We start from the raw sequence: 25,286 nt of genomic DNA on the forward strand, positions 1-25,286 counted from the left end.
CGAACCAATGCAAAGAAGGAAAACGTCAATTTTTAATCAAGTTACTAAGTGTAAAAGTTATGGTATCGTGGCATTTGCCATGTTGTTCGCTGTTTCATTAACAGCGCAGAAAAAAAACAACAACAAACAAACAAATGAACCCGTTGATTTCGTCGATCCGTTTATTGGTACAGAAGGTCCAGGACATGTATTTCCAGGAGCTTCCTTGCCTTTTGGAATGGTAAAACTGGGCCCCGATTGCCACGGGCATAGTAATTCAGGCTATATTTCAGGAGGTTTAATTGAAGGTTTCAGTCACACGCATGTTTCTGGAACTGGTGGTGGAGCCAAATACGGAAACATTTTGGTAAAGCCGTGGGTTGGGGAAATGAATTTTGAACATAAAGGTTCGACTTACGCAGATGAAAAAGCCAGCGCAGGGTATTACACCGCTTTTTTGAAAGACCAACAGGTGAAAGCAGAGGTTACGGTAACCGAAAAAGCAGGTTTTCACAAATATACATTTCCAAAATCCAATAAGTCGCACTTGCTTTTTGATGCAGGTCACTTTCTGTTTTTTGGCGATCAGTGGGGAGAGGCACAAGAGCTGGTAGGGAGTGAAATTAAAATTCATTCCAATACAGAAGTAAGTGGTTATAATAGAGTTCGCCACGGATGGAATTTTGGAGGGGCTTATACCGTGTATTTTCATGCGGAAATAAGTAAACCCGCCGCTGAAATGGGAACTTGGAAGAACGGCAAACTATACCCAAACGAAAAGATACAAGCCGATACCCAAGAGAAAACAGGAGCTTGGTTCACGTTTGCGACGGATGAAAATGAACCCATTTTAGTAAAGGTTGGAATATCTTTTTTAAGTGAAGAGAAAGCTAAGCAAAACTTGGAAGAAAGCCTTTCGCATTGGGACTTCGAAAAAACGGTATCGGAAGCTAGCAACGCTTGGAACGAAATACTTTCTAAAATAGCAATCGACGGTGCAACTTCAGAAGAAAAAATTACATTTTATACGAGCTTGTATCACACCTATTTGATGCCTGTTGATCGCCATGGCGAAAATCCTAAATGGCAAAGCGAAGCACCTCAATACGATGATTTTTACGCTATTTGGGATACTTACCGAACTCCGCATCCACTTATGACGATTCTTACGCCCAACCGACAAGTAGAAATGATTAATTCGCTTTTGGATGTTTACCAACACGAAGGATATTTGCCGGATGCAAGAAGTGGAAACGATAACGGGAGAACCCAAGGTGGTTCTAATGCCGATGTACTGATTTACGATGCCTACGCAAAAGGACTTAAAGGAATAGATTACGAACTCGCATTACAAGCGATGCTTAAAAATGCAACGGTGCCACCAGGGGATGATGAAAGAAAAGAGGGTAGAGGCGGATTGGTAGACTACAACCGTTTGGGTTATGTTTCCACGGATTATGAAAGATCAGGTTCCCGAACCATTGAATATTCATACAACGATTATGCCATTGCTATGTTGGCAAAAGGTTTGGGGAAAGATTCTATTTACGAAGAGTATATTAAAAAAGCATCCAATTGGTTGAATTTATGGGATTATGAATTTGAGTCGCATGGAGCAAAAGGTTTTATTATGCCGAAAAAGTCAAATGGAGAATGGCACAAAAACTTCTCTTTGACGAATAGGGCCGCAGATGGTGGCGAAACGATTGTCTTTGACGAATTTACCACGGGATACTGGGAAGCTTTTCTTTACGAAAGTACAAGTTGGGAATACAGTTTGGCTATTCCACACGATACGAAGCGATTAATTGAAGCTACTGGAGGTAGAAAAGCATTTATCGATCGTTTGGACACATTTTTTGAAAAGGACTTTTTCTTGGTAAGTAACGAACCTGGATTTTTAACACCGCACTTGTACACCTATGCCGGGGTACAGCATAAAACGGCAGAACGTATTCACCATATTCTCACCAATAATTACGATGAAAGTAGAGATGGGATTCCAGGTAATGATGACTCGGGTTCGATGGGAGCTTGGTATGTTTTTAATTCCATGGGCTTTTATCCAAATGCAGGACAGGATTTATATCTAATCGGGACTCCGTTGTTTGAAAAATCAGAAATTGAATTACCGAATGGGAAGACTTTCGCAGTGGAAGCAAAAAGAAAAAAGTCTTCAGAAATTCATATTAAATCGGCTACTTTAAATGGAAAACCATTAAACCGAGCTTGGTTACAACACGAGGAAATTGCAAATGGAGGACGTTTGGTACTAAAGATGAGCTCCAAACCTTCAAAATGGGCTTCAGAAGATCTTCCGCCTTCACTTCCATTATCAAACAAAGCGAACTAAAAATTGATTATTATGACTGAATTTTCAACGAAATTAAAAAGAATAATGTTTCAATTGAACCTGCTATGTTTAATGGTATTACTGTTTTCGGCATGTAAAGAAAAGTCTCATTCAGAAGAAAATAATACTGTTGAAGACAAAAAAAAGCACCCAAATATTGTACTCATTTTAGCGGATGATTTGGGCTATGGAGATCCACAGGTGTATAATCCAAATTCTAAAATTCCTACACCGAATATTGATAAAATGGCCAACGAAGGGATGCTTTTTACCGATGCCCATACCAATTCATCGGTTTGTACGCCTACACGATACGGAATTATTACAGGGCAATATTCTTGGCGTAGCTCTTTAAAAAATGGAGTTACTTGGAGCTACGATCCTTTAATTATTGATACCACTTCTACGACCATTGCTTCTCTTTTAAAAGCCAATGGTTATAATACAGCCGCGGTTGGAAAGTGGCATATTGGTTTGGATTGGCAGAAGAGTGAAAACGATTCTGTTTTGTTTAATAAGGAATTACGTAAGAGTCCGATTAACCTTGGTTTTAATTATTTCTACGGAATCGCCGCCAGTTTAGACATTCCACCTTATGTTTATATCGAAAACAATAAAGTAGTAGAACAGCCTAATGGTTTCTCACAAGGAACTTCCCCAACTTACAAAGATGATTTTTGGAGAAAAGGGCCAGTTTCCCCCGATTTTGATCATTATGATGTGTTAAACAATTTTACGGAAAAGGCTATTGCGGTAATAAAGGAGCAAAAAGAAAAAGACAATCCATTTTTCGTGTATCTTCCGTTAACAGCTCCCCATTTACCATGGATTCCGAAAGATGGTTTTAAAGGAAAAAGTGAGGCTGGAAATTATGGTGATTTAACTGCGGAAGTTGATGATGTTGTGGGAAGAATCAATAAGGTTTTGAAGGAACTCAATCTAGAGGAGGAAACCCTGGTGATTTTCACTTCTGATAACGGATCACAATTTTCTAGCGAGAACATGGCAAAATACAATCACAAGGCAAATGATCAATGGAGAGGTCGTAAAGGTGATATCTATGAAGGAGGACACCGAGTTCCGTTTATTGTAAAATGGCCTGCAAAAATAAAAGCAAATCAAAAAAGTGACCAATTGGTTTCTACCACCGATTTCCTAGCGACTTTCGCCGAACTGGTAGGCGCTGAAGTGCCAACAAATGAAATAAAGGATAGTGAGTCTTTTTTACCAGTTCTTTTAGGAAATTCCGAAGGAAAAGATTTAAGAAATACCATGGTTTATCACTCGGCAAAAGGAATGTTCGCCATTCGTGATAACAATTGGGTATTGGTAGACGGCAAAGGCAGCGGCGGATTTTTAGAAGCTCCGGATACTACCCAAATCGAGAAAGGGAAGCAACTTTACAACTTAGAAAAAGATCCTTCTCAACAAACAAATGAATACGAAAATAAGGAAGCGGTTGAAAAATCACTTTTAGAAAAATTGAATGCTATAAAAAATGCAACAAAATAAAATGAACTTAACCATATTAAAACGCTTTTTCCCTGTTGTTTTGTTAACGGGCCTACTTATTTCCTGTAGTTTAAAAAAGGATAAAACTGTCATGGAATCCCCTGACGGAAACCTAGAAATTTTGGTTGAAAGTAACGAGCGAGGGTTGCATTTACAACAGCTCTTTGGAAAAGATTCGGTGCTAACCATAGAACAATTAGGAATTCAAGGAAGTGGTTTTGACTTAAAAAAAGGGTATGCCATCAAAGAGGTTTCGCAAATTTCTTTTGACGAAACTTGGAAAACGGTTAACGGGAAATTCAAGGAAATAAGAAATAATTACAATCAGTATGTAATTACACTTGATTCGGGTAAAAAAGGATCTTTTAAAATTGTATTTAGACTTTTTGATGATGGGTATGCCTATAAATATATTGTAGAAAGCCCTTCCGAAGAAGTTGAAATTACCGGTGAAACTACGCAAATTAAATTCAGTAACAATCCAACTTATTGGGCATATAATGGAGAGTTTCCAAATATAGGTCCTAAAAAATTATCCGAAGAAAAAGTGGACTCACTGATGACTCCTGCTGTTTTAAATGTTAACGATAGTGTTTATGTCGCGATTCATGAGGCTGAGGTGTTGGAGTACGCACCGTTTAATTTATCGGTTAATGATTCTAACGAAACTGTTGGTTTTCATTCAGTTTATGCGAAAAACAAAGAAGAAGTAGAAACGAGCTGGCGCGTATTTTTATTGGGGAAACACCCTGGTGATTTGGTAGAGTCCAATATCCTTGTAAATCTGAACGATCCCAGCAAAATAGAAGATACTTCTTGGATAAAACCTGGAAAATCTATGTGGGATTGGCGTGTTTGGGGCTACACCACAGATGATGGATATACGTACGGACTAAACACTGATTCTCATAAGAGATTAATAGATTTTGCTTCGGAAAACAATGTTCAGTATTTGCTTATCGATGCCGATTGGTACGGTGCGGAGTTCAGTGATACTTCAGATCCTACCAATGCCCGTGAAGGAATTAATATTGAAGAATGTATGGCGTACGCGAAAGACAAGAACGTAGGTGTTATCTTGTATTTGAATGATAAAGGAGCAAAGAAATTTGGATTGGAACGGGTATTGAGTCAGTTTTCTGCTTGGGGAGCAGCTGGTGTTAAATACGGATTTATGAAAGGAACCGAAGCTGAAAAGGTAATCCAAACCAGAAAAGTTATTGAAATGTGTGCCAAGTATAAATTAATGGTAGATTTTCATGACAGTCCGATTAAACCAAGCGGAGATAGACGCACGTGGCCAAATATGGTTACCAAAGAATATTGTCATGCCCAAGCCGATGGACACCGTTCGTATATGCCTGGAACCATGGTTTCTTCAGCGTTTATTAATACAATTGCCGGTCCGCTGGATTATACCAATGGTTGGTTTGATCTAAACAATGCCCATAGCAGAAACAAAGTTTTTGAAGAAATACCGGGAACTGTTGCTGCAGAAGTTGCTAAAAATATTGTTGTTTATACCGGTTGGATGATCCTCCCGGACGCTCCAGAAGCTTATTTAAAGAAGAAAGACCTTTTCGAGTGCATTAAAAAAATGCCTGCTCAATTTGATAGTTTAGATGTGCTTCAGGGTTCCATAAACGATTATATTGTAGTTGCGAGAAAAGCAGGAAATGATTGGTTTGTTGGTTCTATAACCAATGAAGAAGCGAGGGAAATAACCATAGATTTTGACTTTCTTCCGGAAAACAAGACGTACAAAGCAACCATTTATGGAGACGCAGAAAGTACACATTACTTAAATGAAAAAGAAACGTATAAAATTACAGAACAGCAAGTGAACGCTGCGTCTAAAATAACCGTAAAATTGGCTCCAGGTGGAGGTAATGCTATACATTTGGAGGAATTGTAATTTTTAGTAGGCGATAGCCAGTAGGTAGGTTTCAGTTTTTTACAACACAAAATTTCTGAACTCTAGCTTCTGGCTTTCAGCCTCCAAATTCGGATTTCCGTCTGCCGTCTTCCTTCCCAATCGAAATTCTGAAATATTCAGTTTTTACATCGAATCTCATTTTTCGGAAAAAAATAAAGGTTCTTTATCTGTAAGGAATTCAAGACATTAGCTACCAAAGGGATAATTAACCGTTAAAACCATTCCCAAAATGTCTTGTACTTGGTCTTTAATAGATGTAAATCTCTTCAACTTACTTTGTCCTCACAAGTTTAACGGATACAAACAAAATCATACCTTTCAGCATTACAACAAAGATGAATATATCTATTTTGAAAAAGATCATTCCAATAAAATTTTTCTTATTGAAAGTGGTAAAGTAAAAATTGGTTATTACACCGAAGATGGGAGGGAAGTGGTTAAAAGTATTCACGGGAAAGGGGATGTTTTTGGCGAGAAAGCGATTATTGGAGAAGAGAATCGAAATGAGTTTGCCCTTTCCATTACTGAAGACACCTCCGTTTGTGTGTTGACGGTAGATACCATTCACGATCTGATGCAGGAAAATAAGTCCTTCAGCTTAAAAATACATAAGTTTATCGGACTTCGGTTTAAAAGAATTGAACGCCGACTTTCCATATTGCTTTTTAAAGACACTAAGACCCGCCTGATGGAATTTCTTAAGGAGCTCTCTAATGAATACGGGTACGACTGCCCAAATACAGGGAACCATATTATTAAACATCCTTACACCCAAAAAGACATGGCCAGTCTTTTAGGTACTTCAAGGCCAAATTTAAATTGCTTGTTCTGTGAACTCAAAGAACAAAACATTTTGGATTATTATCGAAAAGAGATCATTCTATATAAAAATGAACAAGTGTTAGCTAGCTAACATTATTTCGTGTTGGTATTGGGTACTTTAGAGATATCAACAATTAAAAATATATAGTTATGATTAAAAAAGCATTATTCGCCATGGTGGTTATGGGAGTCTTTCTCATATCCTGTAGCGACGACGACGATGGTACACCAATGATGGTACCCAATGCCGGAATGATTTCCGGTGGTCCTTTTGCCTTCTGTGTAGATGGTAATCCAGACATGGTAAGTGGAATAACTTTAGATGCTTCTGAAGCAGTAGGAGATAATAGCTCTTGGATAATTACCGACGACCAAGGTCTTATTTTGGGGCTACCACCAACGTTGGAAGCATTGGAAGGAGTAGATTTCGACGGAGCAGGAGATGGAACATGCCTAATTTGGTATATCCGTTATGACGACGGTCTAAGCGGATTGGAAATGGGGATGAACGCCAACGACCTAGATGGAACTTTCGACCTTTCCAACTCTATCGAAGTGGTTCGTACAGAAACCAATGCGGGAGAAATTTCCGGTGGTCCTTTTGAGTTTTACATTAACGGTCAGCCTGATATGGTGTCCGGTATTACATTGGATGATTCCGAAGCTAAAGGTTCTATGAGCACTTGGGTGATTACTGATGATCAAGGAAATATTTTGGGTTTACCCCCAACAATGGAGGCCTTGGAAGGAGTAGACTTTGATGGTGCTGGCGAAGGTGTTTGCTTAATTTGGTATTTACGATATGAAGAAGGCATTGAAGGACTTGAAGCTGGAATGAATGCCAGCGATTTGGAAGGTTGCTTTGATCTTTCTAATTCAATAACCGTAAATAGAATCCAAGGAGCCAATGCTGGGACTATTGCTGGAGGACCATTTACATTTTGTGTTGATGGAACGGCAGATATGGTGTCCGGTATTACTTTAGATGATACGGAGGCGGTTGGAGCGAACAGCACTTGGGTGGTAACGGATGATATGGGTAATATTCTTGGCTTGCCACCTACATTGGCAGCATTAGAAGGAGTTAACTTTGATGGTGCGGGTCCTGGAGTTTGCTTGATATGGTATGCGAGATGGGATGGAGAAATTACGGGAGCTGAAGTTGGTAATAATGCTGCGGATATTACCGGGAACTTTGCGCTTTCAAATTCAATTGAAGTGGACAGAAACCAACCCATGGCAGGAACTATTTCCGGTGGGCCGTTTAATTTTGTTGTAGATGGAACACCCGATATGGTAAGTGGAATAACACTAGACGATTCGAATGCCTCTGGAACAAATAGCACTTGGGTAGTAACGGATGATATGGGTAATATCCTTGGTTTGCCACCTACATTGGAAGCCTTGGAAGGTGTTAATTTTGACGACGCAGGTGTTGGAGTTTGTTTAATCTGGTATTTACGTTTCGAAGATGGCTTGATGGGGGCAGAAGTAGGTATGAATGCAAGTAATTTGGCCGGCTGCTTTGATCTTTCTAATTCAATAACGGTTAATAGGGCGGCTCCATAATTTACTTCGGAAAAAGTAATAACGTCTTATGAGCGCTTAAAGTAATGGGAAAAGTGTATTTTCGTTAAGGAAATACACTTTTTCTTTTTAAATCGAATTGTTTTGAAAATTACCAAAAGTCAAATCAGTAACCTCATTTTTTTAGCTTTAATAGCGGTACTTTTATTTACACCTATCGGTACACAGATAAAGGTTTATATTAACAGGGTATTCGCTTTTAGTCCGACTATTGAAAAAGAAGGTGACACTAAAGTTTTGGACACTTATCAATGGAAGTTATGGTCTTTAGATGGGAATGCATTTAATTTTGAAGAGACTAAAGGAAAAGTAGTTTTGGTAAACTTCTGGGCTACTTGGTGTCCTCCCTGCATTGCAGAGATGCCTTCTCTTCAGAAATTATATAACAACTATAAAAATGAAGTAGTTTTTATTTTCATAAGCAATGAAGAAAAGGAAACCATTAAAAAGTTTTTAAATAAGAACGATTATTCCTTTCCAGTTTATCACTCTTCACAATCTCCCGAAGCCTTAGAACATATCTCTATTCCGGCAACCTACCTCATTGATGCCAACGGAAATATCTTGATAGATGAAAAAGGCGCAGCAGATTGGTACAGCGAAAAAGTAAGGCAAAAATTAGATGAACTACTATCAAGGTAAAACAGTTTTTTACAATTCTGTTGATGACAGTATCGGAATCTTATCACTAAAGTCTTTCGGTTGCCTCTTTTAAATCATGGAAAATATGAATATTGTTGTATTCGCTCGATAATTCCAAATTCTTTACCTGTTGACCCAAAATCCATAATTCATGATTTTTGTTGGCGTTAAGCAGCGTATTAAAATTTTGTATGTAGGGCTCAACCTCTTCTGTGGCAGGTGTGGTGGTAAAGTAAGAAACGAAGGTGATGTTTTCTTCCAATAAGGCAACATTTTCCAAGGAATCCAACGGAAGCGTTTGTCCTAAGTAAATCGATTTATATCCCCGTAACAATATCTCATAATTCATATAGAGCAATCCAATTTCGTGAATTTCGTTATCTGGAAGAAATAGTACAAAAGACCTCGTACTGTTGGTAGGTAAAGACTGTTGAAGTCGTTCTATGTTGATTAAGATTTTCTGTTTAACCAAGTGTGAAATAAAGTGTTCATGTGCAGGAGTAATCGTATCAGTCTGCCAAAGCACACCAATATCGTTTAATAGGAGAACAAAAACATTAAAAAAGACCTCTCTAAAAGATTTTTCAGCCAACAGATTATTGTACGTGGTATAGAACAATTGTTGGTCGAAATTCATCATAGCCATTTTCATTTCGCTGATAGAATGACTATTACTATTAGTTTTGGCGATAATCTCCCGTACTAGAAAAGGAATGTCCTCTTCTGGAAGTTTAGCAATCTTAGAAATTTTATAACCACTGTTGTACAGTGCCGTGATGTTTAAAAGTTTTTGAAGATTTTTAATACAGTAATACCTTATATTTGTTTCGGTACGGTTAGGTGAAAGTAGTCCATATCTCTTTTCCCAAATTCTAATTGTATGTGCCTTAATCCCAGATAAATTTTCTAGGTCCTTAATACTGAAGTGATCTTTTACTATGTTCATAGTTTAGGTGAAATCTTTAAACAAAAATAACGATTAAAATACTATTTCTTCGATTAACTTCGTTAAAACGTATAAAAAACTGCCGAAATAACCGATCTGAACAGCGAAAAGTCACTTAAAAAAAATGTCAGATTTTTTAAAATCTCCCAGAAAATTAAAGATATTTGCGAATATGAAAAAATGGGGTTTTATATCAACTTGTTTTTTGCGATATTTTTAAAATTACCTTTTATAATGGAGAGAATTCTTATTACGGGAGCAGGAGGTCAATTAGGCTCAGAATTGTCTAACGCGTTGGCAGCTAAATATGGAAATGAAGCAATTATTGCTACAGATATTAACGAAAAAGCAGGAGAAAAGTTTGATTACTGTACTTTCGAGATTTTAGATGTTTTAGACAAAGAACGTTTGGAGTCTTTGGTTGAACAATATAAAGTAACACAGGTCTATCATTTAGCCGCCATTCTTTCAGCAGTAGGCGAGAAAAACCCGCTATTTACATGGAAATTGAACATGGATAGCTTGTTGAATGTATTGGAATTGGGTAGGATGAAAAAAATCAATAAAATTTATTGGCCTTCTTCCATTGCCGTTTTTGGAAAAAATACACCCGTAGATAACACGCCTCAAGATTGTGTTATGGATCCAACTACCGTTTATGGAATCTCCAAGTTGGCTGGAGAACGTTGGTGCGCCTATTATTTTGAAAAATATGGGGTAGACGTAAGAAGCTTGCGATATCCTGGTTTGATAGGCTACAAATCTGCAGCAGGAGGCGGTACTACGGATTATGCGGTAGATATATTTAGAGCAGCCATTGATGGAGAAGAATTCGAATGTTTTTTAGATAAAGACATGTACCTTCCTATGATGTATATGCCAGATGCTATTAAAGCAACTTTAGACCTAATGGATGCCCCTAAAGAAGATATTACGATTCGATCTTCATACAATGTGTCTGCTATTAGTTTTTCACCTAAAGATATCTATAAAGTACTCTTAAAATATTACCCTGATTTTAAAATAAAATACAATCCAGACTTTCGTCAGGAAATTGCAGCCTCATGGCCCGATAGTATCGATGATACCCGTGCAAGATTGGATTGGGATTGGCAACATGACTATGATTTGGAAAAAATGGCCAAAGATATTTTATCGCATTTGGCACCAAATAAATAATGATAGTTTTAGAACTGAGATTCCTAGAAAACTTTGTTTAATTTTCTAATTAATTCGTCCAAAAAAACAATAACATTTACTTTTGTGGCTGAAGCAAAAAACTAGTTTCCAAAAGAAGATGTTTTGAAGAAGCAACTAAAAAAAGGGGCAAGAATTACCCGATACGTAGTTTATAAACAAACCCTAATAGACGTAAAAGAACATTTCTGGTCGTTTATAGGTGCTTTTGTGGGTATCGGACTAATGGCTTTTTTTCACAGTGATTCCCTGACAGATTATGAAAATTTATTTTTAATTGGCTCTTTCGGGGCTTCGAGCGTACTTGTGTATGGATCAATTTATAGTCCATTAGCGCAACCCAGAAATTTAATTGGTGGCCATGTAGTTTCTGCGTTAATTGGAGTAACTGTTTTTCAACTATTGCCCGATATTATTTGGATAACAGCACCATTGGCAGTGGCGTTATCCATTGTTTTAATGCAAATAACCAAAACCTTGCATCCACCGGGAGGTGCTACGGCCTTAATTGCTGTTATTGGCTCAGAAAAAGTAAAGGGCTTAGGATATATGTATGTAGTTTTTCCTGTTTTTACAGGTTGTTTGATTTTATTACTGGTAGCCTTGGTATTCAATAATATTACTAAAGACAGGCATTATCCTACCAATAGAAATTTCACACGTATTTTTAACTTCAGAAGTAGAATTCGAGTGAAAAAAATATTAAAAAAGAGGGGATTAACCTCGTAAGTATTCAATTTTATAAAGAAACATTTCCGCCATTTTATCGGCTCGCCATTTGGCTTCTGTTGCTTTCTCCCCTTCAAAATTGTCATTAATAGTTTCGTGAAATAAAGCTTTCCATTTATCAAAATGTTCCTTTGTAACGGGCAGCTTCGCATGGGGTGGAAACGGACTCCCATAATAGGTGTGGTTTTGCAGTAAAACCGTCTCCCAAAAAGTGTACATCTTTTCGAGATGCATTGGCCATCGGTCTTGGATTACTTTATTGAAAATAGGAGCAAGCAAGCTGTCTTCCCTTACCTTCCCGTAGAAAGTGTCTACGAGCACTTTAATATCTTCTAAATTCGAAATATCCTTTTTTGTCATGATTATTTAATGGTTTTCATGTTTTTTATCCATCTGGGAATGGATAAATGGAATTCTAGGCGCTAAGAAATATCCTGTTAAGCTAGCAAATAATATTGGGATGAAAAATGAAAATCCAGTTAGAGTAGTCAATAAAATCGTGGTGCTCATAGGGGTTCTCGTTACGCAAACATTAATAGCGGCCATACAGCTCACAACGGCTAAAGATAAATCTATAAAAGGAAACATTTTGTGTATTATGAGAGCCAGTGTTGTCCCTACAAAAAAGAGGGGTATAATAAAACCTCCGCGCCAACCGGAAGTTACCGTTATGGCAATAGCTAAAATCTTAAAAATTAGAATGATTCCTAGATAATACAAAGGGCTATCAAGGGTTAGTAATTGGTTAATTTCATGATGTCCAAAATAACGTGTAATTGGTAAAAAATAAGCGATTATACCAAGGCAAAGTCCACCAATAGCAGTTTTTACATAAATAGGTAGCGTTATTTTTTCAAAAAAGAATTTACATGTTTTTGTGCAGTAAATAAAAACCCAGCCAATGACGGTAGCGCATAGTCCCAAAAGAATGGCATATCCAAAATCGAATATCCCTTCAATATTATAAGAGTGTAATTCCCAAATAGGGCCAAAACCTAAATGGGCTATTGCAGCAAAGACAATGTAACTAAAGCAACTGGATACCAAAGCGGGTATAATAGCTTTGTAATACTCTAAAGCATGTTTATGGGTTAAAATTTCCAAAGAAAAAAGACTACCTCCCAGCGGAGCTCCAAAAAGAGCTGTAAACCCCGAAGCCATGCCAGCTATACTCATGGAACGAAGTTCTTCCCCTTTCAGTCTAAAAATTTTACCAAACCAAGTGCCCATAGAACCTGTTACTTGTACAAGTGGTGCTTCTGGACCAAGACTTCCACCTGAGGCAACGCATAGCAGCGAAGACAAAATCATGGAAGGATTGTTTTTAGGGTCGAGTTTTCCTTTGTTGAATTTAATATTGTTTACTATAAGATGTATTTCACCTGGATCACCTATAAAATAAATAATTAGTCCTGCCAATAGTCCGGAAAGTGCCATTACCGGAATTACCTGCCAGCCGTTGAAAAAATGAAGTATATGAGTAAGGTGTTCGAGGATAATCCAGTATACGCCAGCAACAATTCCGCCGACTAATCCTAATAAGGTCCATAATAGAAAGGCTCTGCTGAAAACAAAAGGGTTAAACTTAACTGGCTGATCTAATAGGTTAATGTACCGCAAATGTTTCTTTTTCCTTTTGAAGGATGCCATGCTTTTTTGTTATGATTAAATAATTGGCAAAAGTATGGCATTTTAAAATTAATAGAAAAGATGAAGCTTTTTCATTTCTGGATTTTTGAAGACTACTTGAGTTAATAAACTTAAAATGATTCTAAATACATCTCATATACAAAGAGTTATATTATTTATTTGTAATTTAATGCTTAAGAAAACGGCATTGTTATATAATCTTAATGGTGTATGAGAAATGTCATATTTTCTTTTATTCTTCCCCCTTACTTTTATTGTGAATTATCAACATTGTAGATATGCCTATAAAAAGTTATATCGTTTTGCCTTACGACGGGGAAAAGGAAACCTTGGTAAAATCTTTAAAATCGATTGCTGGCTGCGAAGTGGCCGAAGCGACCAACGAAGAAATCATTCTTTTGGTTACGGATACTCAAAATGAAGAGGAAGAGGGGCAGCTAAAAGAAAAAATCAATGGTGTGAAATCTTTAAAATTCATGTCGATGGTCTCGGGTTATTCTCCAGAAAACATAACTTCTTCAACTTCTTAATCCACGGATTAATGTTTGGGCATTCACACTGAAAAAAATGGAAAAATATAATTAGTATCGCATGAAAGTAGCAACTAACCGTAGGGAGTTTTTAAAAAAAATGGCGCTTTTATCGGCCATGACCACAGCAGCCACCATGTTTCCAGGAATTCTTTTTGCTGAAGATCAAGTAGCTGGATTGGAGGGGCTTGACAATTTAGAGTGGAAAAAATCACCGTGTCGATTTTGTGGCGTTGGCTGTGGTGTTCTCATTGGTACTCAAAACGGAAAAGCGGTAGCGGTGAAAGGCGATCCAGCCTCTCCCGTAAATAAAGGTCTTTGTTGCGTAAAAGGATATCATTCCATTATGGCACTCTACGGAAAAGACCGACTTACGAAGCCTTTGGTGAAAAAGAATGGCACGTTTGTAGAAACTTCCATGAAAGAAGCACTCGATCTAATTGCTTCAAAAATGTCCAGTACAATAAAAGATCACGGAAAAGATTCAGTAGCTATATACGGTTCTGGTCAATGGACCATTCCCGATGGTTATACAGCTTCTAAGTTTTTTAAAGGATGTATTGGTACTAATAATGTGGAGGCCAATGCGAGATTGTGTATGTCTAGTGCGGTAACTGGATTTATGTCGTCCTTCGGAATAGATGAACCCATGGGATGTTACGATGATATAGATTATGCTGATGTTTTCGTGCTTTGGGGAAACAACATGTCGGAAATGCACCCAGTGCTATTTTCCCGAATCTTGGATCAGCGGCAAAAACGAGGTGTCAAGATAATAGACTTTGCAACACGAACTACAAGAACAAGCATGGCAGCGGATAAATCCATTATTTTCAATCCGCAAACAGATTTGGCAGTGGCCAATGCGATCTGCTATGAACTTATCAATAAAGGTCGCGTAAACGAATCGTTTGTGTCTAAACATTGCGTGTTTAAAAAAGGCGAGACCGAAATGGGCTATGGTCTAGAAGATAATTATGCTTTTAATGATAAGCCAGCCCTAATCGATTTTGAGGAGTTTAAAAACTTTTTAGAAGATTATACTCCTGAAAAAGTTTCAAAATATTCAGGAGTAAGTGTAAAAGATATAAAATACATGGCTGCCTATTACGGCAACCCTAACACTAAAGTGATGTCACTTTGGTGTATGGGACCAAACCAGCATACCCGCGGTACTTGGATGAACAATTTAATATATAACATCCATTTACTTACCGGAAAGATTTCAACGCCTGGTAACAGTCCGTTTTCCTTGACAGGACAGCCCAGTGCCTGTGGAACCGTTCGGGAAGTAGGAACCCTTACGCATAAGTTACCTCATGGTGTAGTGATGAATGAAGAGCACCGAAAGTTTGCGGCGGAAATTTGGGGAGTTCCTGCTGAAAATATCTCACCAAAACCTACCTATCATACGGTAGAAATGTTTCGGGCATTAGACAGAGGCGATATCCGTTTTATGTGGATACAAGTAACCAATCCTATGGTAACCATGCCTAAACTAAAACGGTATAGGGACGCTACGGAAAAGAAAGATCGATTTATTGTAGTGTCTGATGTCTATCCAACGCCAACCACAGAAATTGCCGATGTAATTCTGCCTTCAGCCATGTGGATTGAAAGGGAAGGAATGTATGGTAATTCTGAAAGGCGAACACAACATTTCGAAAAGATGCTGACTCCGCCAGGGGATGCCATGAGCGATACATGGCAACTGGTTGAGGTAGCTAGAAGAATGGGGTTTGAGAAGCAGTTTAACTACAAAGAAGAATCTCATATTGAAGAGATTTATAATGAATACAGAAAACATCACGCTGGGAAAAAGCATAACATGGCACCTTACGAAGTGCTGAAAGAGAATCCAGGCATGCAATGGCCTTATGTAGATGGCAAATCTACCAAATGGCGCTTTAATGAAAAATACGATCCAGCATGTAAAGAGGGTAGTGAATTTGATTTCTACGGAAATCCAGATGGAAAAGCGGTTATTTGGCAACGACCTTATGAAGCACCGCCCGAAATGCCAGATGAAGAATATCCATACTGGTTGTGTACCGGAAGGGTAGTGGAGCATTGGCATACAGGCTCCATGACACGACGCATTCCCGTATTGCACCAAGCGATGCCGCATGCCTATGTAGAGTTAAACCCAGAAGATGCCAAACGCCTAAATATAGCTACTGGGGATTTGGTTAAGTTAACCACCAGAAGAGGTGAGATTACGGTTCCTGCAGCTATCAATCTAAGAGGGGTTCCTGAACCCATGCAAGTGTTCGTTCCGTTTTTTGATGAACACATGCTTATAAACGAGCTTACTTTGGATGCTTTTTGTCCTATCTCGAAGCAACCCGATTATAAAAAATGTGCCGTTAAAGTTGAAAAAGCTTAGCAGATGAAACGAGCTTTAAGAAATTTTAAAAATTACTTTGAAAAAGAAAATGTTTAAAATTTTTAATGCGAGAACGGAGTGGTTACACACGTTCTCAATTTTATAATGAGATTATTAATAGATGATTAATAAAATTTAAACGTGTGAAGCGAATTTGGATAATCATATTTTTTTCGGTGTTATTTGTAGCCTTCATAATTGTCTGGAACAAAAGTTACTGGTCTGGCTTGGAGGAATCTTACGTTTCGGTTGAAAAGGAAAAGCCGCATTCGTATTTGCCGATAGATCGAGGTGTATTTAGTGGTTCTGAAAGAGGATTACGATATGAAGAAATGCCCTACGATGAAGCGCATCAGCGGTCTTTGGAAACGTATTATGATAACCGCGCCTACGATGGTGCACCGCCATCCATACCGCATCCTGTAAAAGAGGAGCGAAGTATGGGAAGCGTAACGTGTTTACAGTGCCATAAATCGGGTGGGTTTGTGTCTAAATTTGATGCGTATGCGCCCATAACACCGCACCCTGAAATGATAAATTGTAGGCAATGCCACGTTACCAAAAATACCGAGGCACTGTTTGTTAAAACCGAATTTATAAAGAAAGAACACGCATCGGTAGGGAATAACAATGCATTGCCTGGAAGTCCACCAGTAGTTCCTCATCACATACAAATGCGGGAAAATTGTTTGTCTTGCCATGCAGGGCCAGCGGCTCCGGCAGAAATTAGGGTTACGCATCCGCAGCGGGAGAATTGTATGCAATGCCATGTTTTAAAAATGCAAGAGGTAACCGATAGGGAAATGAACACTACTAAATTTAGTTTGCCATGAGAGCCTTTATCAAAATAATGACGGTGCTTCTTTTGTGCTCTGTATTTTTCATTTCTTGCAAGAAGCATAAAGAATCTGATTATCATTCAGTAATAGAAAAAATAGAAGCAGAAGGTAAACACTACAAAGGAACGAGTATTTCTTCCGAAGAATATATAGCTGAAAAAGATTTAATTGAAGTAACAGAGGGGGACAAAACCTTCCTTATTCCGGAGCGAAAAAAGCATTTAACGATGTATGAATGTACGGAATGCCATGCAAAACCATTGGCTGAAATGCGAGATCCAGAAGTGTTATTGCCTCGTTCGCATTGGGATATTGAAATTGTGCACGGCGATGCGAAAACTATGAATTGCCTCACCTGCCATAGCGGTGCAAATATGAATAATTTACACAGCTTAACTGGAGAAGCCATTAGTTTCAACAAGAGTTATCAAGTGTGCGCGCAATGCCATACGAGTCAGTTTAAGGACTGGAAAGGTGGTGCACACGGTAAAAATATAAGCGGTTGGGCGCCACCGAGGGCTATAAATAGTTGTGTGAATTGCCACAACCCGCATCAGCCGAAATTCAATAAAAGGTGGCCAGAGGTTTTTAATGTACATAAAGAATTACAGCGGAAATAAACGGAAAGCATACAGATAGAAAAAAGAAGAACATAAAAATAGCAATCATCATCCAAACCAAATAATACATCGATAGTTATGAACACTGAAAAAAAATGGTTTTCACTCAATTTAGGAAGGAAGAAAGAAAGCGCCTCTACTTGCGGATGCGGTAAAAGTGGTGGTTGTGGGTCGCACGAAGCAGCGCCGACTCCAGAAAAAGATGGTTTCGATCAAGTGTTTGATGTTCCCATGAGCAGACGTAGCGCTTTTAAAAAGCTAACTGCCAGTTTAATGATTGGTGCGGGCGCTGTACATTCTTCTTGTAGTGTTACTGCCGGTGATGAAACTAAAGAAAAGGCACAAATAGACTGGGAAGAGCAGTTTAAGGGCAACTATAAATTGATGAACGATGAAGAAAAGAAAGCTACCGTTGATAGGTTGGTGCGGTCTTATGAGTTACGAAAAGGGGATAAAATAAATATGTCTTCAAAAAATGCTGAACCTGATGTTTTGTTTGGTTATGCTTTTAATATTTCTAAATGTCAGGGTTATATGAATTGCGTAAGTGCCTGCGTGGAGGAAAACAATCAGGATAGGAATTCTGAAATGCAGTACATACGGATTCATGAGTTAAAAGACGGTCAAGGATTGAAGTTTGATGAAGCAGATGACAATTACTACCACGAAGTTCCTGCGGAAGGACATTTTTACTTGGGTACGCAGTGTTTTCATTGCGACAATCCGCCGTGTATAGAAGTATGCCCTGTTCAGGCGACGTGGCGCGAGGACGACGGACTCGTAGTAGTGGATTACGACTGGTGCGTTGGGTGTAGATATTGCATGGCCGCCTGCCCATACGATGGAAGAAGATTTAATTGGAGCACTCCGGAAGTGCCAGAAGAGGAAGTGAATAAAAATCAACATTACCTCGGTAACCGTTTGCGTAAGAAAGGAGTGATGGAGAAATGTACATTTTGTGTGCAACGCTCTCGGGCAGGTAAAAATCCTGCATGTGTAGATGCGTGTCCAACGGGAGCACGGGTTTTTGGGAATTTATTAGACCCCAATAGTACTATTCGTTGGGTGATAGAGAATAAAAAGGTGTTTCGTTTAAAAGAAGATTTAGGTACAGAGCCTAAATTCTGGTATTACATGGATTAATTTATAAATAAAGGAAATGGCAACTTTTAAAGTATTTAGAAGCTTGGTGAAAGATAGTTTCAATGTAATAACCCAAGGATCGTTGCGGTATCATTTATGGATGGGAGCACTTACTTTGGTTATGTTAATTGGAATGTATTGCTATTCCATTCAACTAGAGGAAGGGCTTAGCGTTACGGGGATGCACGACCGTGTGAGTTGGGGCTTGTACATTTCCAATTTTACTTTTTTAGTTGGGGTAGCTGCTGCTGCCGTAATGTTGGTAATGCCAACTTATGTGCTTAAAGACATGGATTTTAAACAGGCGGTGCTCATTGGGGAAGGTTTAGCCGTAGCCGCTTTAATTATGTGTTTGGCCTTTGTGGTGGCAGATATGGGTGGTCCATCGGTGTTGTGGCATATGATTCCCGGTATTGGAGTTTTTAACTTTCCTAATTCTATGCTCACATGGGATGTAATTGTGCTTAACGGGTATTTGTTTATAAACATCACCGTGCCGCTTTACATTCTCTTTCGCCACTATCAAGGGAAAGAAGCTAAGAAAAATGTATATGTTCCAGGCGCTTTGTTGTCTGTTTTTTGGGCGGTGGGGATTCACTTGGTTACGGCATTTTTGTATCAAGGTTTACAGGCGCGTCCATTTTGGAATAACGCCCTTTTAGGTCCGCGATTTTTAGCTTCGGCATTTGCTGCCGGCCCTGCACTTATCATTATCATTTTGGCGATAATAAGGTCTTCAACAGACTTTAAAATTCCCGATAAAACCATCAGGAAAATTAGTATTATCGTTACTGTGGCGGCACAAATAAACCTGATTATGTTGGGGTCTGAACTTTTTAAAGAATTTTATGCGCCTACACACCATAGCGAAAGTGCGTATTATTTATTTTTCGGACTGCATGGAAAAAATGCTTTGGTACCGTGGATTTGGACTTCCATCTGCTTAAACCTTATTGCTACCACCATTTTAACGATTCATATCTTCCGAAGAAATAATATACTGCTGTACTTTGCATGTTTTATACTTTTTATTGCTATTTGGGTGGATAAAGGTTTTGGACTGATTATCCCAGGGTTTATTCCCGGTCCTTATGGAAAAATAGCCGAATACACACCAACGGGAATAGAAATTGCCGTTACTTTAGGTATTTGGGCCTTAGGAGCATTTATTTTTACCATTTTGGCCAAGACGGCCATTGCTATAGAAACTGGTAGATTGCGGTATAAGGAAACCGCTGTAGTTAAAAAAGACCATTATGAAAATACGGTTTTGGATACGGATAAAGCATAGGATATAAAAAGATTTAAGACCGTGCTCCGCTGATAGAAATAGGAGTCAAGACTTCGTCACAATTAAAGAATCGCAGCTTAAATTTTTTATTATAAAAAAGAAAAACCGACTATCTTCAGAAAAATGAATGATAGTCGGTTTTGTTTTTGCTATTGTTTAACCTTTAATCCACATTTGGTTGCGGTGTTAAACGTAAATATGGTTTCACTTCTTTAAAACCTTTTGGGAAAATATCTTTCGCATCTTCGCTCGATATTGCCGGACTAATAACAACTTCCTCACCATGTTTCCAGTTGGCAGGAGTGGCTACTTTATGATAAGCCGTTAATTGCAGCGAATCGATTACCCTTAATAATTCATCAAAATTTCTACCGGTTGAAGCGGGGTAGGTAATCATTAGTTTGATGCTTTTATCAGGTGCGATAATATATACAGAGCGCACCGTAAGGGTAGCATCTGCGTTAGGATGAATCATATCATACAGTTCCGCAATTTTGCGGTCTTCATCTGCAATAATGGGGTAATTAACCGTGGTACCCTGTGTTTCGTTAATATCTTTTATCCAACCTTTGTGCGATTCTAAACCGTCAACGCTTAGTGCGATTACTTTGGTATTTCTTTTTTCAAATTCATCTTTGTACTTAGCAACTGTTCCCAGTTCTGTAGTACAAACAGGCGTATAATCTGCAGGGTGAGAGAAAAGTACTCCCCATCCATCGCCTAAATATTCATGAAAATCTATTTCTCCTTCGGATGTCTGCGCAGTAAAGTTTGGCGCTTTATCCCCTAATCTTAGTGTTGCCATAATTGTTTCTGATTTAATTAATACCCTACAAAGTTACTAGATTAATAAATCCATTTGAAAAATACACTGATAAAAGATTGTTAAACCTAACGAAGGGGGATATAATTAAAATCCTGCAATGCCATCTCCGAGTCGTGCAATGACTTCTCTGAGTTGTGCAAAGACTTCTCCGAGTCGTGCAAAGCCATCTCGGAGTCGTGCAAAGACTTCTCGGAGTCGTGCAAAGACTTCTCGGAGTCGTGCAATGACTTCTCCGAGTTGTGCAAAGACTTCTCGGAGTCGTGCAATGACTTCTCGGAGTCGTGCAATGACTTCTCCGAGTCGTGCAAAGCCTTCTGTAAGTTGTGCAACGTCATCTGTAAGTTGTACAAAGCCTTCTGTAAGTCGTACAAAGCCATCTGTAAGTTGTACAATGACTTCTGAAAGTCGTGCAAAAAAAAAGCCTGTAAGTTTTTTGGAGCTTACAGGCTGTAAATGTTTTCTGAAAATGGTTTGATATTCTTTAAAACGGAAACTATCAAATTTTATTTGCCCAAATAGGGATATTCCTTCCGAAGAAAAAACTAACTAGCTTTCCATTTTATATTGCATCCCATGCTAGGTTTTTGTGCTTTGTAGATTCGTTTTCCCATAATAGCGGCATCTATAGCCGTTCTAATGTCCCTTCCTGTAATGGGTAAACTGTTGCCAGGTCTGGAATCATCAAATTGACCACGATAGACCAACTCCAAATTTCTATCAAAAACATAAAAGTCGGGAGTACAAGCGGCATCGTATGCCTTAGCTACTTCTTGGGTTTCATCATATAGATAGGGAAAGTCAAAGCTATTTTCTTCCACATTAATTTTCATTTTATCGGGCGCATCTTCTGGATAATTTTCCACATCGTTACTGGAAATAGCTACAAAACCAACATCACTGTCTGAATAATCTTTCGCAAGTTTAGCTATTTCCTTGTTGAGATGTTTTACGTACGGGCAATGGTTGCAGATAAACATTACCACAGTAGCTTTTTCGCCATAAACGTCACTAAGTTTTAGCTTTTTACCAGATACGGTATCTAAAAGGTTAAAATTTGGTGCTTTTGTTCCTAACGGTAACATATTACTTTCTGTTCGTGCCATAATTTCTTTGTTTGGATGTAAATTACAAATAAGATGTTGGTTTTTGAAAAGGATTAACTACTACTTTTAAAAAAGTATTTCAAATCATAAAAAAAGATTAAAGTTTTGGCGGCTTTAAGCCCTATTTGTAACTTTTAAAAGAACCAAATAAAATCATTGAAAATGGAGAAATCATATACCAGTTTATCGGTAGCAATAGAAAATCTGAAAAAGGAAGGCTATACCGAAGATTTTAATCTTTGTGATGCAGGCGTGGAAAATAAATCGAAAAAAAAGGTGCATAAAGCAGAAGAATTGGAAGTGGTAAAGCACTACCGTTTTGAAGGAATGACCAATCCTGGCGATAATTCCGTTCTCTATGTTATCGAAACTTCAGATGGTGATAAAGGCTTGTTGGTAGATGCGTATGGGGCATATTCTGGAAATGTATCTAAAGAATTGATTGAAAAATTGAGAATTAAATAGCAGAACACATTGCGTATGTCTGAAATAGATTGGAACGATTTCCAGAAGGTGGAAATGCGTGTGGGTTCTGTGATAAAGGTGGAAGATTTCCCTGAAGCAAAAAATCCAGCATTTAAAATGTGGATTGATTTTGGAGCTACTATTGGAATCAAAAAAACATCGGCCCAGGTAACCAAACGTTACAACAAGGAAGATTTATTGAATAGACAAGTAATAGCAGTTGTTAATTTTCCTAAAAAACAAATAGCCAACTTTATGAGTGAGTGCTTGGTAATAGGAGCTGTTGGAGAAGATAATGATGTTACATTACTTTCCCCGGATTATAAAGTGGAAAACGGAATTAAAATCGGGTAACAAAACAAAAAACCGCTCAAAAATAATTTGTGCGGTTTTCTATTGTTTTATATATCGTCGAAACTAATGTCTGTAAATTTCTCGGTAGTAACTCCTACTTTTTCAGCTTCTTCATCCTCTTCAAAATGGTCTTTTTTAAAGTCCTTTTGGTGACGTTCAGAAATTACTTCCTCTCCTTTTTCATCGATGATATAATCTATCATCTCTTCCAAATTCTCCTTAAAAGCTGTAAAATCTTCTTTGTAAAGATAGATTTTGTGTTTTTTGTAGTGGTAAGACCCGTCGTCGTGAGTAAACTTTTTGCTTTCAGTAATAGTTAGGTAATAATCGCCCGCTTTCGTACCTCTAACATCGAAGAAATAGGTTCTTCTTCCGGCTCTCAACACTTTAGAGAAAATCTCATCTTTCTCTGCAAAACCTTTATCGCTCATAATCCCTCTAAATTCTTTTTATAATTGTTAACAAAATCAAAAATGTGAAAAAAAATGAAATGAAACAACAAATTTTCTAGTTTTCTTTTTCAGATAATTGATTTAGGTACAATTCGTGATAGTATCCATTTTGGTTTATAAGCTGATTATGAGTTCCTTGCTCGGTTATTTTACCGTCCTCAAGTACAATGATTTTATCGGCATTTTTAGCAGATGATATACGGTGACTCACAATAATAGTGGTACTTTTTTGGGATACTTCCTTCAGGTTGTTTAATATTTCCTCTTCCGTTTCGGTGTCTACGGCAGATAGGCAATCATCAAACAAATAAATCTTCGGGTTTTTAAGTAGGGCACGCGCTATGGAAACCCGTTGTTTTTGTCCGCCACTTAACGTAATTCCCCTTTCGCCAAGAACGGTATCATATTTTTTGGTGAACTCAACAATGTTTTGGTGTACCGCCGCTTTTTTAGCTGCTTTTTCAATGTCTTCCTGTGTGGCATTTTTGTCACCAAACCTAATGTTGTTTTTAATGGAGTCTGAAAATAGAAAAGCATCTTGCGGAACCGCACCAATGGCATTCCTCAAGCTATCTAAATTAATTTCCTTAATCGGTTTGCCGTCAATGAGAATACTTCCGGAGGTAACATCATACAGCCTACCAATTAAGTCTAACACGGTAGATTTTCCAGCACCCGTTTTCCCGATAATGGCAAAAGTTTCTCCTTCTTCAATAGTGAAAGAAACGTCTTTTAGGGCAGTGATATTTGTGTCGTCGTAAGTAAAAGAAACGTTTTTAAATTCAATTCTTCCTTTTATTTCTGAAGGTGTTTCCGTTGTGTTTTCAATTTCCGGTTGTAAATCCAAGAATTCGTTGATGCGTTTTTGGGAAGCTTCCGCACGTTGTACGATGGAAGTTACCCAACCTACCGTAGCTACTGGCCAAGTAAGCATGTTTACGTAAATGATGAATTTAAGAATAACACCCGTTGTGGCAATTTCCCCGTTTATATATTGAATACCGCCCACATAGATTACAAAAATGTTGCTCACTCCAATAAGAAGCAACATTAGTGGAAAGAACCAAGCATTTACTTTGGCAAGATCCATGTTGGTGTTTTTACCTTCCAAAGCCAACTCTTCTACCTGTTGGTCGATTCTGGATTCTATTCCGTATGCCTTAATTACCGAAATACCAGAAAACGATTCTTGGGTAAAAGTGGAAAGCTTGGATAAATATTGCTGAACAACGGTACTTCTTTTATGTATAATCTTACTAATGTTGTAAATAAGCACCGATAGAATTGGAAGCGGAATAAGCGTATAAGCTGCCAGTTTTGGTGCCGTGTAAAACATTAATGGTATTACGCACAAGAAAAGGGTGATGGTTTGTATGCTGTAAAGAATGGCTGGTCCTGCGTACATCCGCACTTGACTTACATCTTCGCTAATACGGTTCATTAAATCCCCAGTACGGTTTTTCTTGTAAAAATTCAGAGACAACTTTTCGTATTGCTCAAAAACCTCATTCTTCAAGTCAAATTCGATATATCTGGATATATTAATAATGGTTTGTCGCATTAAAAAAGTAAACAGGGCAGAAAGCGATGCAGAACCTATAATTATTAAAATATAGGTAAGAAGTTTGTTTTTTACTTCAGATAAATTACTGTTTTCATTTAAGATATAATTCTCTACTTCGTTCACCGATCGCTCTACATATTCGGGTAAAACCAATTTAAAGACGGTGGCAAGAATGGTAATTAATACGCCAATGATTAATTTCCACTTATACTTCTTAAAGAATTTGTTAATATACTTTAGTTCCTTCATTACTTTTCTCGAAAATCGATTTTTTTAATAAATCCTCAATATGAACGCTAATTTTAGCATTGATATTGAAATATTCTTATTTTTGCACTGTTTAATTGACGATATTAAAAT

At 38.0% G+C, this 25,286-nt stretch carries 23 protein-coding genes; 16 read left to right on the forward strand and 7 right to left on the reverse strand.

Features of this window, described 5'->3' with window-relative positions:
* The first annotated feature begins 7 nt into the window (after positions 1-7).
* From NDQ75_RS13010 to NDQ75_RS13035, 6 genes are all read left to right on the forward strand, one after another.
* Positions 8-2,332 carry a GH92 family glycosyl hydrolase gene (locus NDQ75_RS13010; protein WP_202029426.1) on the forward strand — a complete coding sequence of 775 codons (2,325 nt, stop codon included), beginning with the start codon at positions 8-10 and terminating at the stop codon, positions 2,330-2,332.
* 12 nt (positions 2,333-2,344) lie between these two features.
* Positions 2,345-3,844 carry a sulfatase family protein gene (locus NDQ75_RS13015; RefSeq protein ID WP_202029425.1) on the forward strand — a complete coding sequence of 500 codons (1,500 nt, stop codon included), beginning with the start codon at positions 2,345-2,347 and terminating at the stop codon, positions 3,842-3,844.
* Position 3,845: 1 nt separating this feature from the next.
* The gene (locus NDQ75_RS13020) at positions 3,846-5,759 is read left to right on the forward strand and encodes a glycoside hydrolase family 97 protein (RefSeq protein WP_202029424.1); all 1,914 of its coding nucleotides are present in this window, start codon (positions 3,846-3,848) and stop codon (positions 5,757-5,759) included.
* Between the two features lie 250 nt (positions 5,760-6,009).
* Positions 6,010-6,693 (forward strand): Crp/Fnr family transcriptional regulator, encoded by a 684-nt coding sequence (locus NDQ75_RS13025; RefSeq protein ID WP_202029423.1) that lies wholly within the window; start codon positions 6,010-6,012, stop codon positions 6,691-6,693.
* Positions 6,694-6,752: 59 nt separating this feature from the next.
* On the forward strand, positions 6,753-8,171 hold the full coding sequence (locus NDQ75_RS13030) for a hypothetical protein (RefSeq protein ID WP_202029422.1): 1,419 nt from the start codon (positions 6,753-6,755) through the stop codon (positions 8,169-8,171).
* Between the two features lie 102 nt (positions 8,172-8,273).
* Positions 8,274-8,831, forward strand: coding sequence for a TlpA family protein disulfide reductase (locus NDQ75_RS13035; protein ID WP_202029421.1), 558 nt, complete (start codon positions 8,274-8,276; stop codon positions 8,829-8,831).
* A 46-nt stretch (positions 8,832-8,877) separates the two neighbouring features.
* On the opposite strand, the gene NDQ75_RS13040 is transcribed toward NDQ75_RS13035, so the two are convergent.
* Positions 8,878-9,777: a MerR family transcriptional regulator gene (locus NDQ75_RS13040; RefSeq protein WP_202029420.1), complete on the reverse strand. Its 900-nt coding sequence runs from the start codon at positions 9,775-9,777 to the stop codon at positions 8,878-8,880.
* Between the two features lie 234 nt (positions 9,778-10,011).
* On the opposite strand from NDQ75_RS13040, the gene NDQ75_RS13045 reads away from it, so the two are divergent.
* Both NDQ75_RS13045 and NDQ75_RS13050 read left to right on the forward strand, forming a co-directional pair.
* A complete protein-coding gene (locus NDQ75_RS13045; RefSeq protein WP_202029419.1) occupies positions 10,012-10,956 on the forward strand; it encodes an NAD-dependent epimerase/dehydratase family protein in 945 nt (314 codons plus the stop codon).
* A 123-nt stretch (positions 10,957-11,079) separates the two neighbouring features.
* Positions 11,080-11,703: an HPP family protein gene (locus NDQ75_RS13050; RefSeq protein ID WP_202029418.1), complete on the forward strand. Its 624-nt coding sequence runs from the start codon at positions 11,080-11,082 to the stop codon at positions 11,701-11,703.
* Here the strand turns inward: NDQ75_RS13050 and NDQ75_RS13055 are convergent.
* Together NDQ75_RS13055 and NDQ75_RS13060 are read right to left on the reverse strand one after the other, a co-directional pair.
* Positions 11,692-12,063, reverse strand: a complete 372-nt coding sequence (locus tag NDQ75_RS13055; RefSeq protein WP_202029417.1) for a group III truncated hemoglobin — start codon at positions 12,061-12,063, stop codon at positions 11,692-11,694. The genes NDQ75_RS13050 and NDQ75_RS13055 overlap by 12 nt on opposite strands.
* Before the next feature lie 6 nt (positions 12,064-12,069).
* Entirely contained in the window at positions 12,070-13,353 is a 1,284-nt protein-coding gene (locus NDQ75_RS13060; protein WP_202029416.1) for a chloride channel protein, read from the reverse strand.
* 278 nt (positions 13,354-13,631) lie between these two features.
* On the opposite strand from NDQ75_RS13060, the gene NDQ75_RS13065 reads away from it, so the two are divergent.
* The 6 genes from NDQ75_RS13065 to dsrP all read left to right on the forward strand — a co-directional run bounded on the left by NDQ75_RS13065 (position 13,632) and on the right by dsrP (position 20,162).
* Complete coding sequence (locus tag NDQ75_RS13065) at positions 13,632-13,883, forward strand: hypothetical protein (protein ID WP_202029415.1); 252 nt, start codon at positions 13,632-13,634, stop codon at positions 13,881-13,883.
* Between the two features lie 61 nt (positions 13,884-13,944).
* Positions 13,945-16,269 carry a molybdopterin-dependent oxidoreductase gene (locus NDQ75_RS13070; protein ID WP_202029414.1) on the forward strand — a complete coding sequence of 775 codons (2,325 nt, stop codon included), beginning with the start codon at positions 13,945-13,947 and terminating at the stop codon, positions 16,267-16,269.
* A 143-nt stretch (positions 16,270-16,412) separates the two neighbouring features.
* Positions 16,413-17,102 carry a cytochrome C gene (locus NDQ75_RS13075; protein WP_251762030.1) on the forward strand — a complete coding sequence of 230 codons (690 nt, stop codon included), beginning with the start codon at positions 16,413-16,415 and terminating at the stop codon, positions 17,100-17,102.
* Positions 17,099-17,728 carry a cytochrome c3 family protein gene (locus NDQ75_RS13080; protein WP_202029413.1) on the forward strand — a complete coding sequence of 210 codons (630 nt, stop codon included), beginning with the start codon at positions 17,099-17,101 and terminating at the stop codon, positions 17,726-17,728. The genes NDQ75_RS13075 and NDQ75_RS13080 overlap by 4 nt, the downstream gene beginning before the upstream one ends.
* A gap of 78 nt (positions 17,729-17,806) precedes the next feature.
* Positions 17,807-18,871 (forward strand): 4Fe-4S dicluster domain-containing protein, encoded by a 1,065-nt coding sequence (locus NDQ75_RS13085; protein ID WP_202029412.1) that lies wholly within the window; start codon positions 17,807-17,809, stop codon positions 18,869-18,871.
* Between the two features lie 16 nt (positions 18,872-18,887).
* Positions 18,888-20,162 carry a sulfate reduction electron transfer complex DsrMKJOP subunit DsrP gene (gene dsrP / locus NDQ75_RS13090; RefSeq protein WP_202029411.1) on the forward strand — a complete coding sequence of 425 codons (1,275 nt, stop codon included), beginning with the start codon at positions 18,888-18,890 and terminating at the stop codon, positions 20,160-20,162.
* Between the two features lie 163 nt (positions 20,163-20,325).
* On the opposite strand, the gene NDQ75_RS13095 is transcribed toward dsrP, so the two are convergent.
* Together NDQ75_RS13095 and NDQ75_RS13100 are read right to left on the reverse strand one after the other, a co-directional pair.
* Positions 20,326-20,967, reverse strand: coding sequence for a peroxiredoxin (locus NDQ75_RS13095; protein WP_202029410.1), 642 nt, complete (start codon positions 20,965-20,967; stop codon positions 20,326-20,328).
* A gap of 563 nt (positions 20,968-21,530) precedes the next feature.
* Positions 21,531-22,091: a thioredoxin family protein gene (locus NDQ75_RS13100; protein WP_202029409.1), complete on the reverse strand. Its 561-nt coding sequence runs from the start codon at positions 22,089-22,091 to the stop codon at positions 21,531-21,533.
* Positions 22,092-22,253: 162 nt separating this feature from the next.
* On the opposite strand from NDQ75_RS13100, the gene NDQ75_RS13105 reads away from it, so the two are divergent.
* Both NDQ75_RS13105 and NDQ75_RS13110 read left to right on the forward strand, forming a co-directional pair.
* A complete protein-coding gene (locus NDQ75_RS13105) occupies positions 22,254-22,556 on the forward strand; it encodes a phosphoribosylpyrophosphate synthetase (protein WP_202029408.1) in 303 nt (100 codons plus the stop codon).
* A 15-nt stretch (positions 22,557-22,571) separates the two neighbouring features.
* Entirely contained in the window at positions 22,572-22,910 is a 339-nt protein-coding gene (locus tag NDQ75_RS13110) for a tRNA-binding protein (RefSeq protein WP_202029407.1), read from the forward strand.
* Between the two features lie 47 nt (positions 22,911-22,957).
* Here NDQ75_RS13110 and NDQ75_RS13115 read toward each other — a convergent pair whose 3' ends face one another.
* Together NDQ75_RS13115 and NDQ75_RS13120 are read right to left on the reverse strand one after the other, a co-directional pair.
* The gene (locus NDQ75_RS13115) at positions 22,958-23,341 is read right to left on the reverse strand and encodes a PUR family DNA/RNA-binding protein (protein WP_202029406.1); all 384 of its coding nucleotides are present in this window, start codon (positions 23,339-23,341) and stop codon (positions 22,958-22,960) included.
* 76 nt (positions 23,342-23,417) lie between these two features.
* Entirely contained in the window at positions 23,418-25,175 is a 1,758-nt protein-coding gene (locus NDQ75_RS13120) for an ABC transporter ATP-binding protein (RefSeq protein WP_202029405.1), read from the reverse strand.
* Between the last annotated feature and the right edge of the window lie 111 nt (positions 25,176-25,286).

The sequence above is a fragment of the Galbibacter mesophilus genome, assembly GCF_023721415.1.
Taxonomy (GTDB): Bacteria; Bacteroidota; Bacteroidia; order Flavobacteriales; family Flavobacteriaceae; genus Galbibacter; species Galbibacter mesophilus.

Bases quoted from the DNA above. Each gene is read 5' to 3' on its own strand.
- NDQ75_RS13120 (WP_202029405.1), bottom strand. From the start codon at position 25,175: ATGAAGGAACTAAAGTATATTAACAAATTCTTTAAGAAGTATAAGTGG.
- dsrP (WP_202029411.1), top strand. From the start codon at position 18,888: ATGGCAACTTTTAAAGTATTTAGAAGCTTGGTGAAAGATAGTTTCAAT.
- NDQ75_RS13085 (WP_202029412.1), top strand. From the start codon at position 17,807: ATGAACACTGAAAAAAAATGGTTTTCACTCAATTTAGGAAGGAAGAAA.
- NDQ75_RS13095 (WP_202029410.1), bottom strand. From the start codon at position 20,967: ATGGCAACACTAAGATTAGGGGATAAAGCGCCAAACTTTACTGCGCAG.
- NDQ75_RS13015 (WP_202029425.1), top strand. From the start codon at position 2,345: ATGACTGAATTTTCAACGAAATTAAAAAGAATAATGTTTCAATTGAAC.
- NDQ75_RS13055 (WP_202029417.1), bottom strand. From the start codon at position 12,063: ATGACAAAAAAGGATATTTCGAATTTAGAAGATATTAAAGTGCTCGTA.
- NDQ75_RS13100 (WP_202029409.1), bottom strand. From the start codon at position 22,091: ATGGCACGAACAGAAAGTAATATGTTACCGTTAGGAACAAAAGCACCA.
- NDQ75_RS13115 (WP_202029406.1), bottom strand. From the start codon at position 23,341: ATGAGCGATAAAGGTTTTGCAGAGAAAGATGAGATTTTCTCTAAAGTG.
- NDQ75_RS13110 (WP_202029407.1), top strand. From the start codon at position 22,572: ATGTCTGAAATAGATTGGAACGATTTCCAGAAGGTGGAAATGCGTGTG.
- NDQ75_RS13080 (WP_202029413.1), top strand. From the start codon at position 17,099: ATGAGAGCCTTTATCAAAATAATGACGGTGCTTCTTTTGTGCTCTGTA.
- NDQ75_RS13060 (WP_202029416.1), bottom strand. From the start codon at position 13,353: ATGGCATCCTTCAAAAGGAAAAAGAAACATTTGCGGTACATTAACCTA.
- NDQ75_RS13040 (WP_202029420.1), bottom strand. From the start codon at position 9,777: ATGAACATAGTAAAAGATCACTTCAGTATTAAGGACCTAGAAAATTTA.
- NDQ75_RS13070 (WP_202029414.1), top strand. From the start codon at position 13,945: ATGAAAGTAGCAACTAACCGTAGGGAGTTTTTAAAAAAAATGGCGCTT.
- NDQ75_RS13025 (WP_202029423.1), top strand. From the start codon at position 6,010: ATGTCTTGTACTTGGTCTTTAATAGATGTAAATCTCTTCAACTTACTT.
- NDQ75_RS13045 (WP_202029419.1), top strand. From the start codon at position 10,012: ATGGAGAGAATTCTTATTACGGGAGCAGGAGGTCAATTAGGCTCAGAA.
- NDQ75_RS13065 (WP_202029415.1), top strand. From the start codon at position 13,632: ATGCCTATAAAAAGTTATATCGTTTTGCCTTACGACGGGGAAAAGGAA.
- NDQ75_RS13020 (WP_202029424.1), top strand. From the start codon at position 3,846: ATGAACTTAACCATATTAAAACGCTTTTTCCCTGTTGTTTTGTTAACG.
- NDQ75_RS13105 (WP_202029408.1), top strand. From the start codon at position 22,254: ATGGAGAAATCATATACCAGTTTATCGGTAGCAATAGAAAATCTGAAA.
- NDQ75_RS13030 (WP_202029422.1), top strand. From the start codon at position 6,753: ATGATTAAAAAAGCATTATTCGCCATGGTGGTTATGGGAGTCTTTCTC.
- NDQ75_RS13010 (WP_202029426.1), top strand. From the start codon at position 8: ATGCAAAGAAGGAAAACGTCAATTTTTAATCAAGTTACTAAGTGTAAA.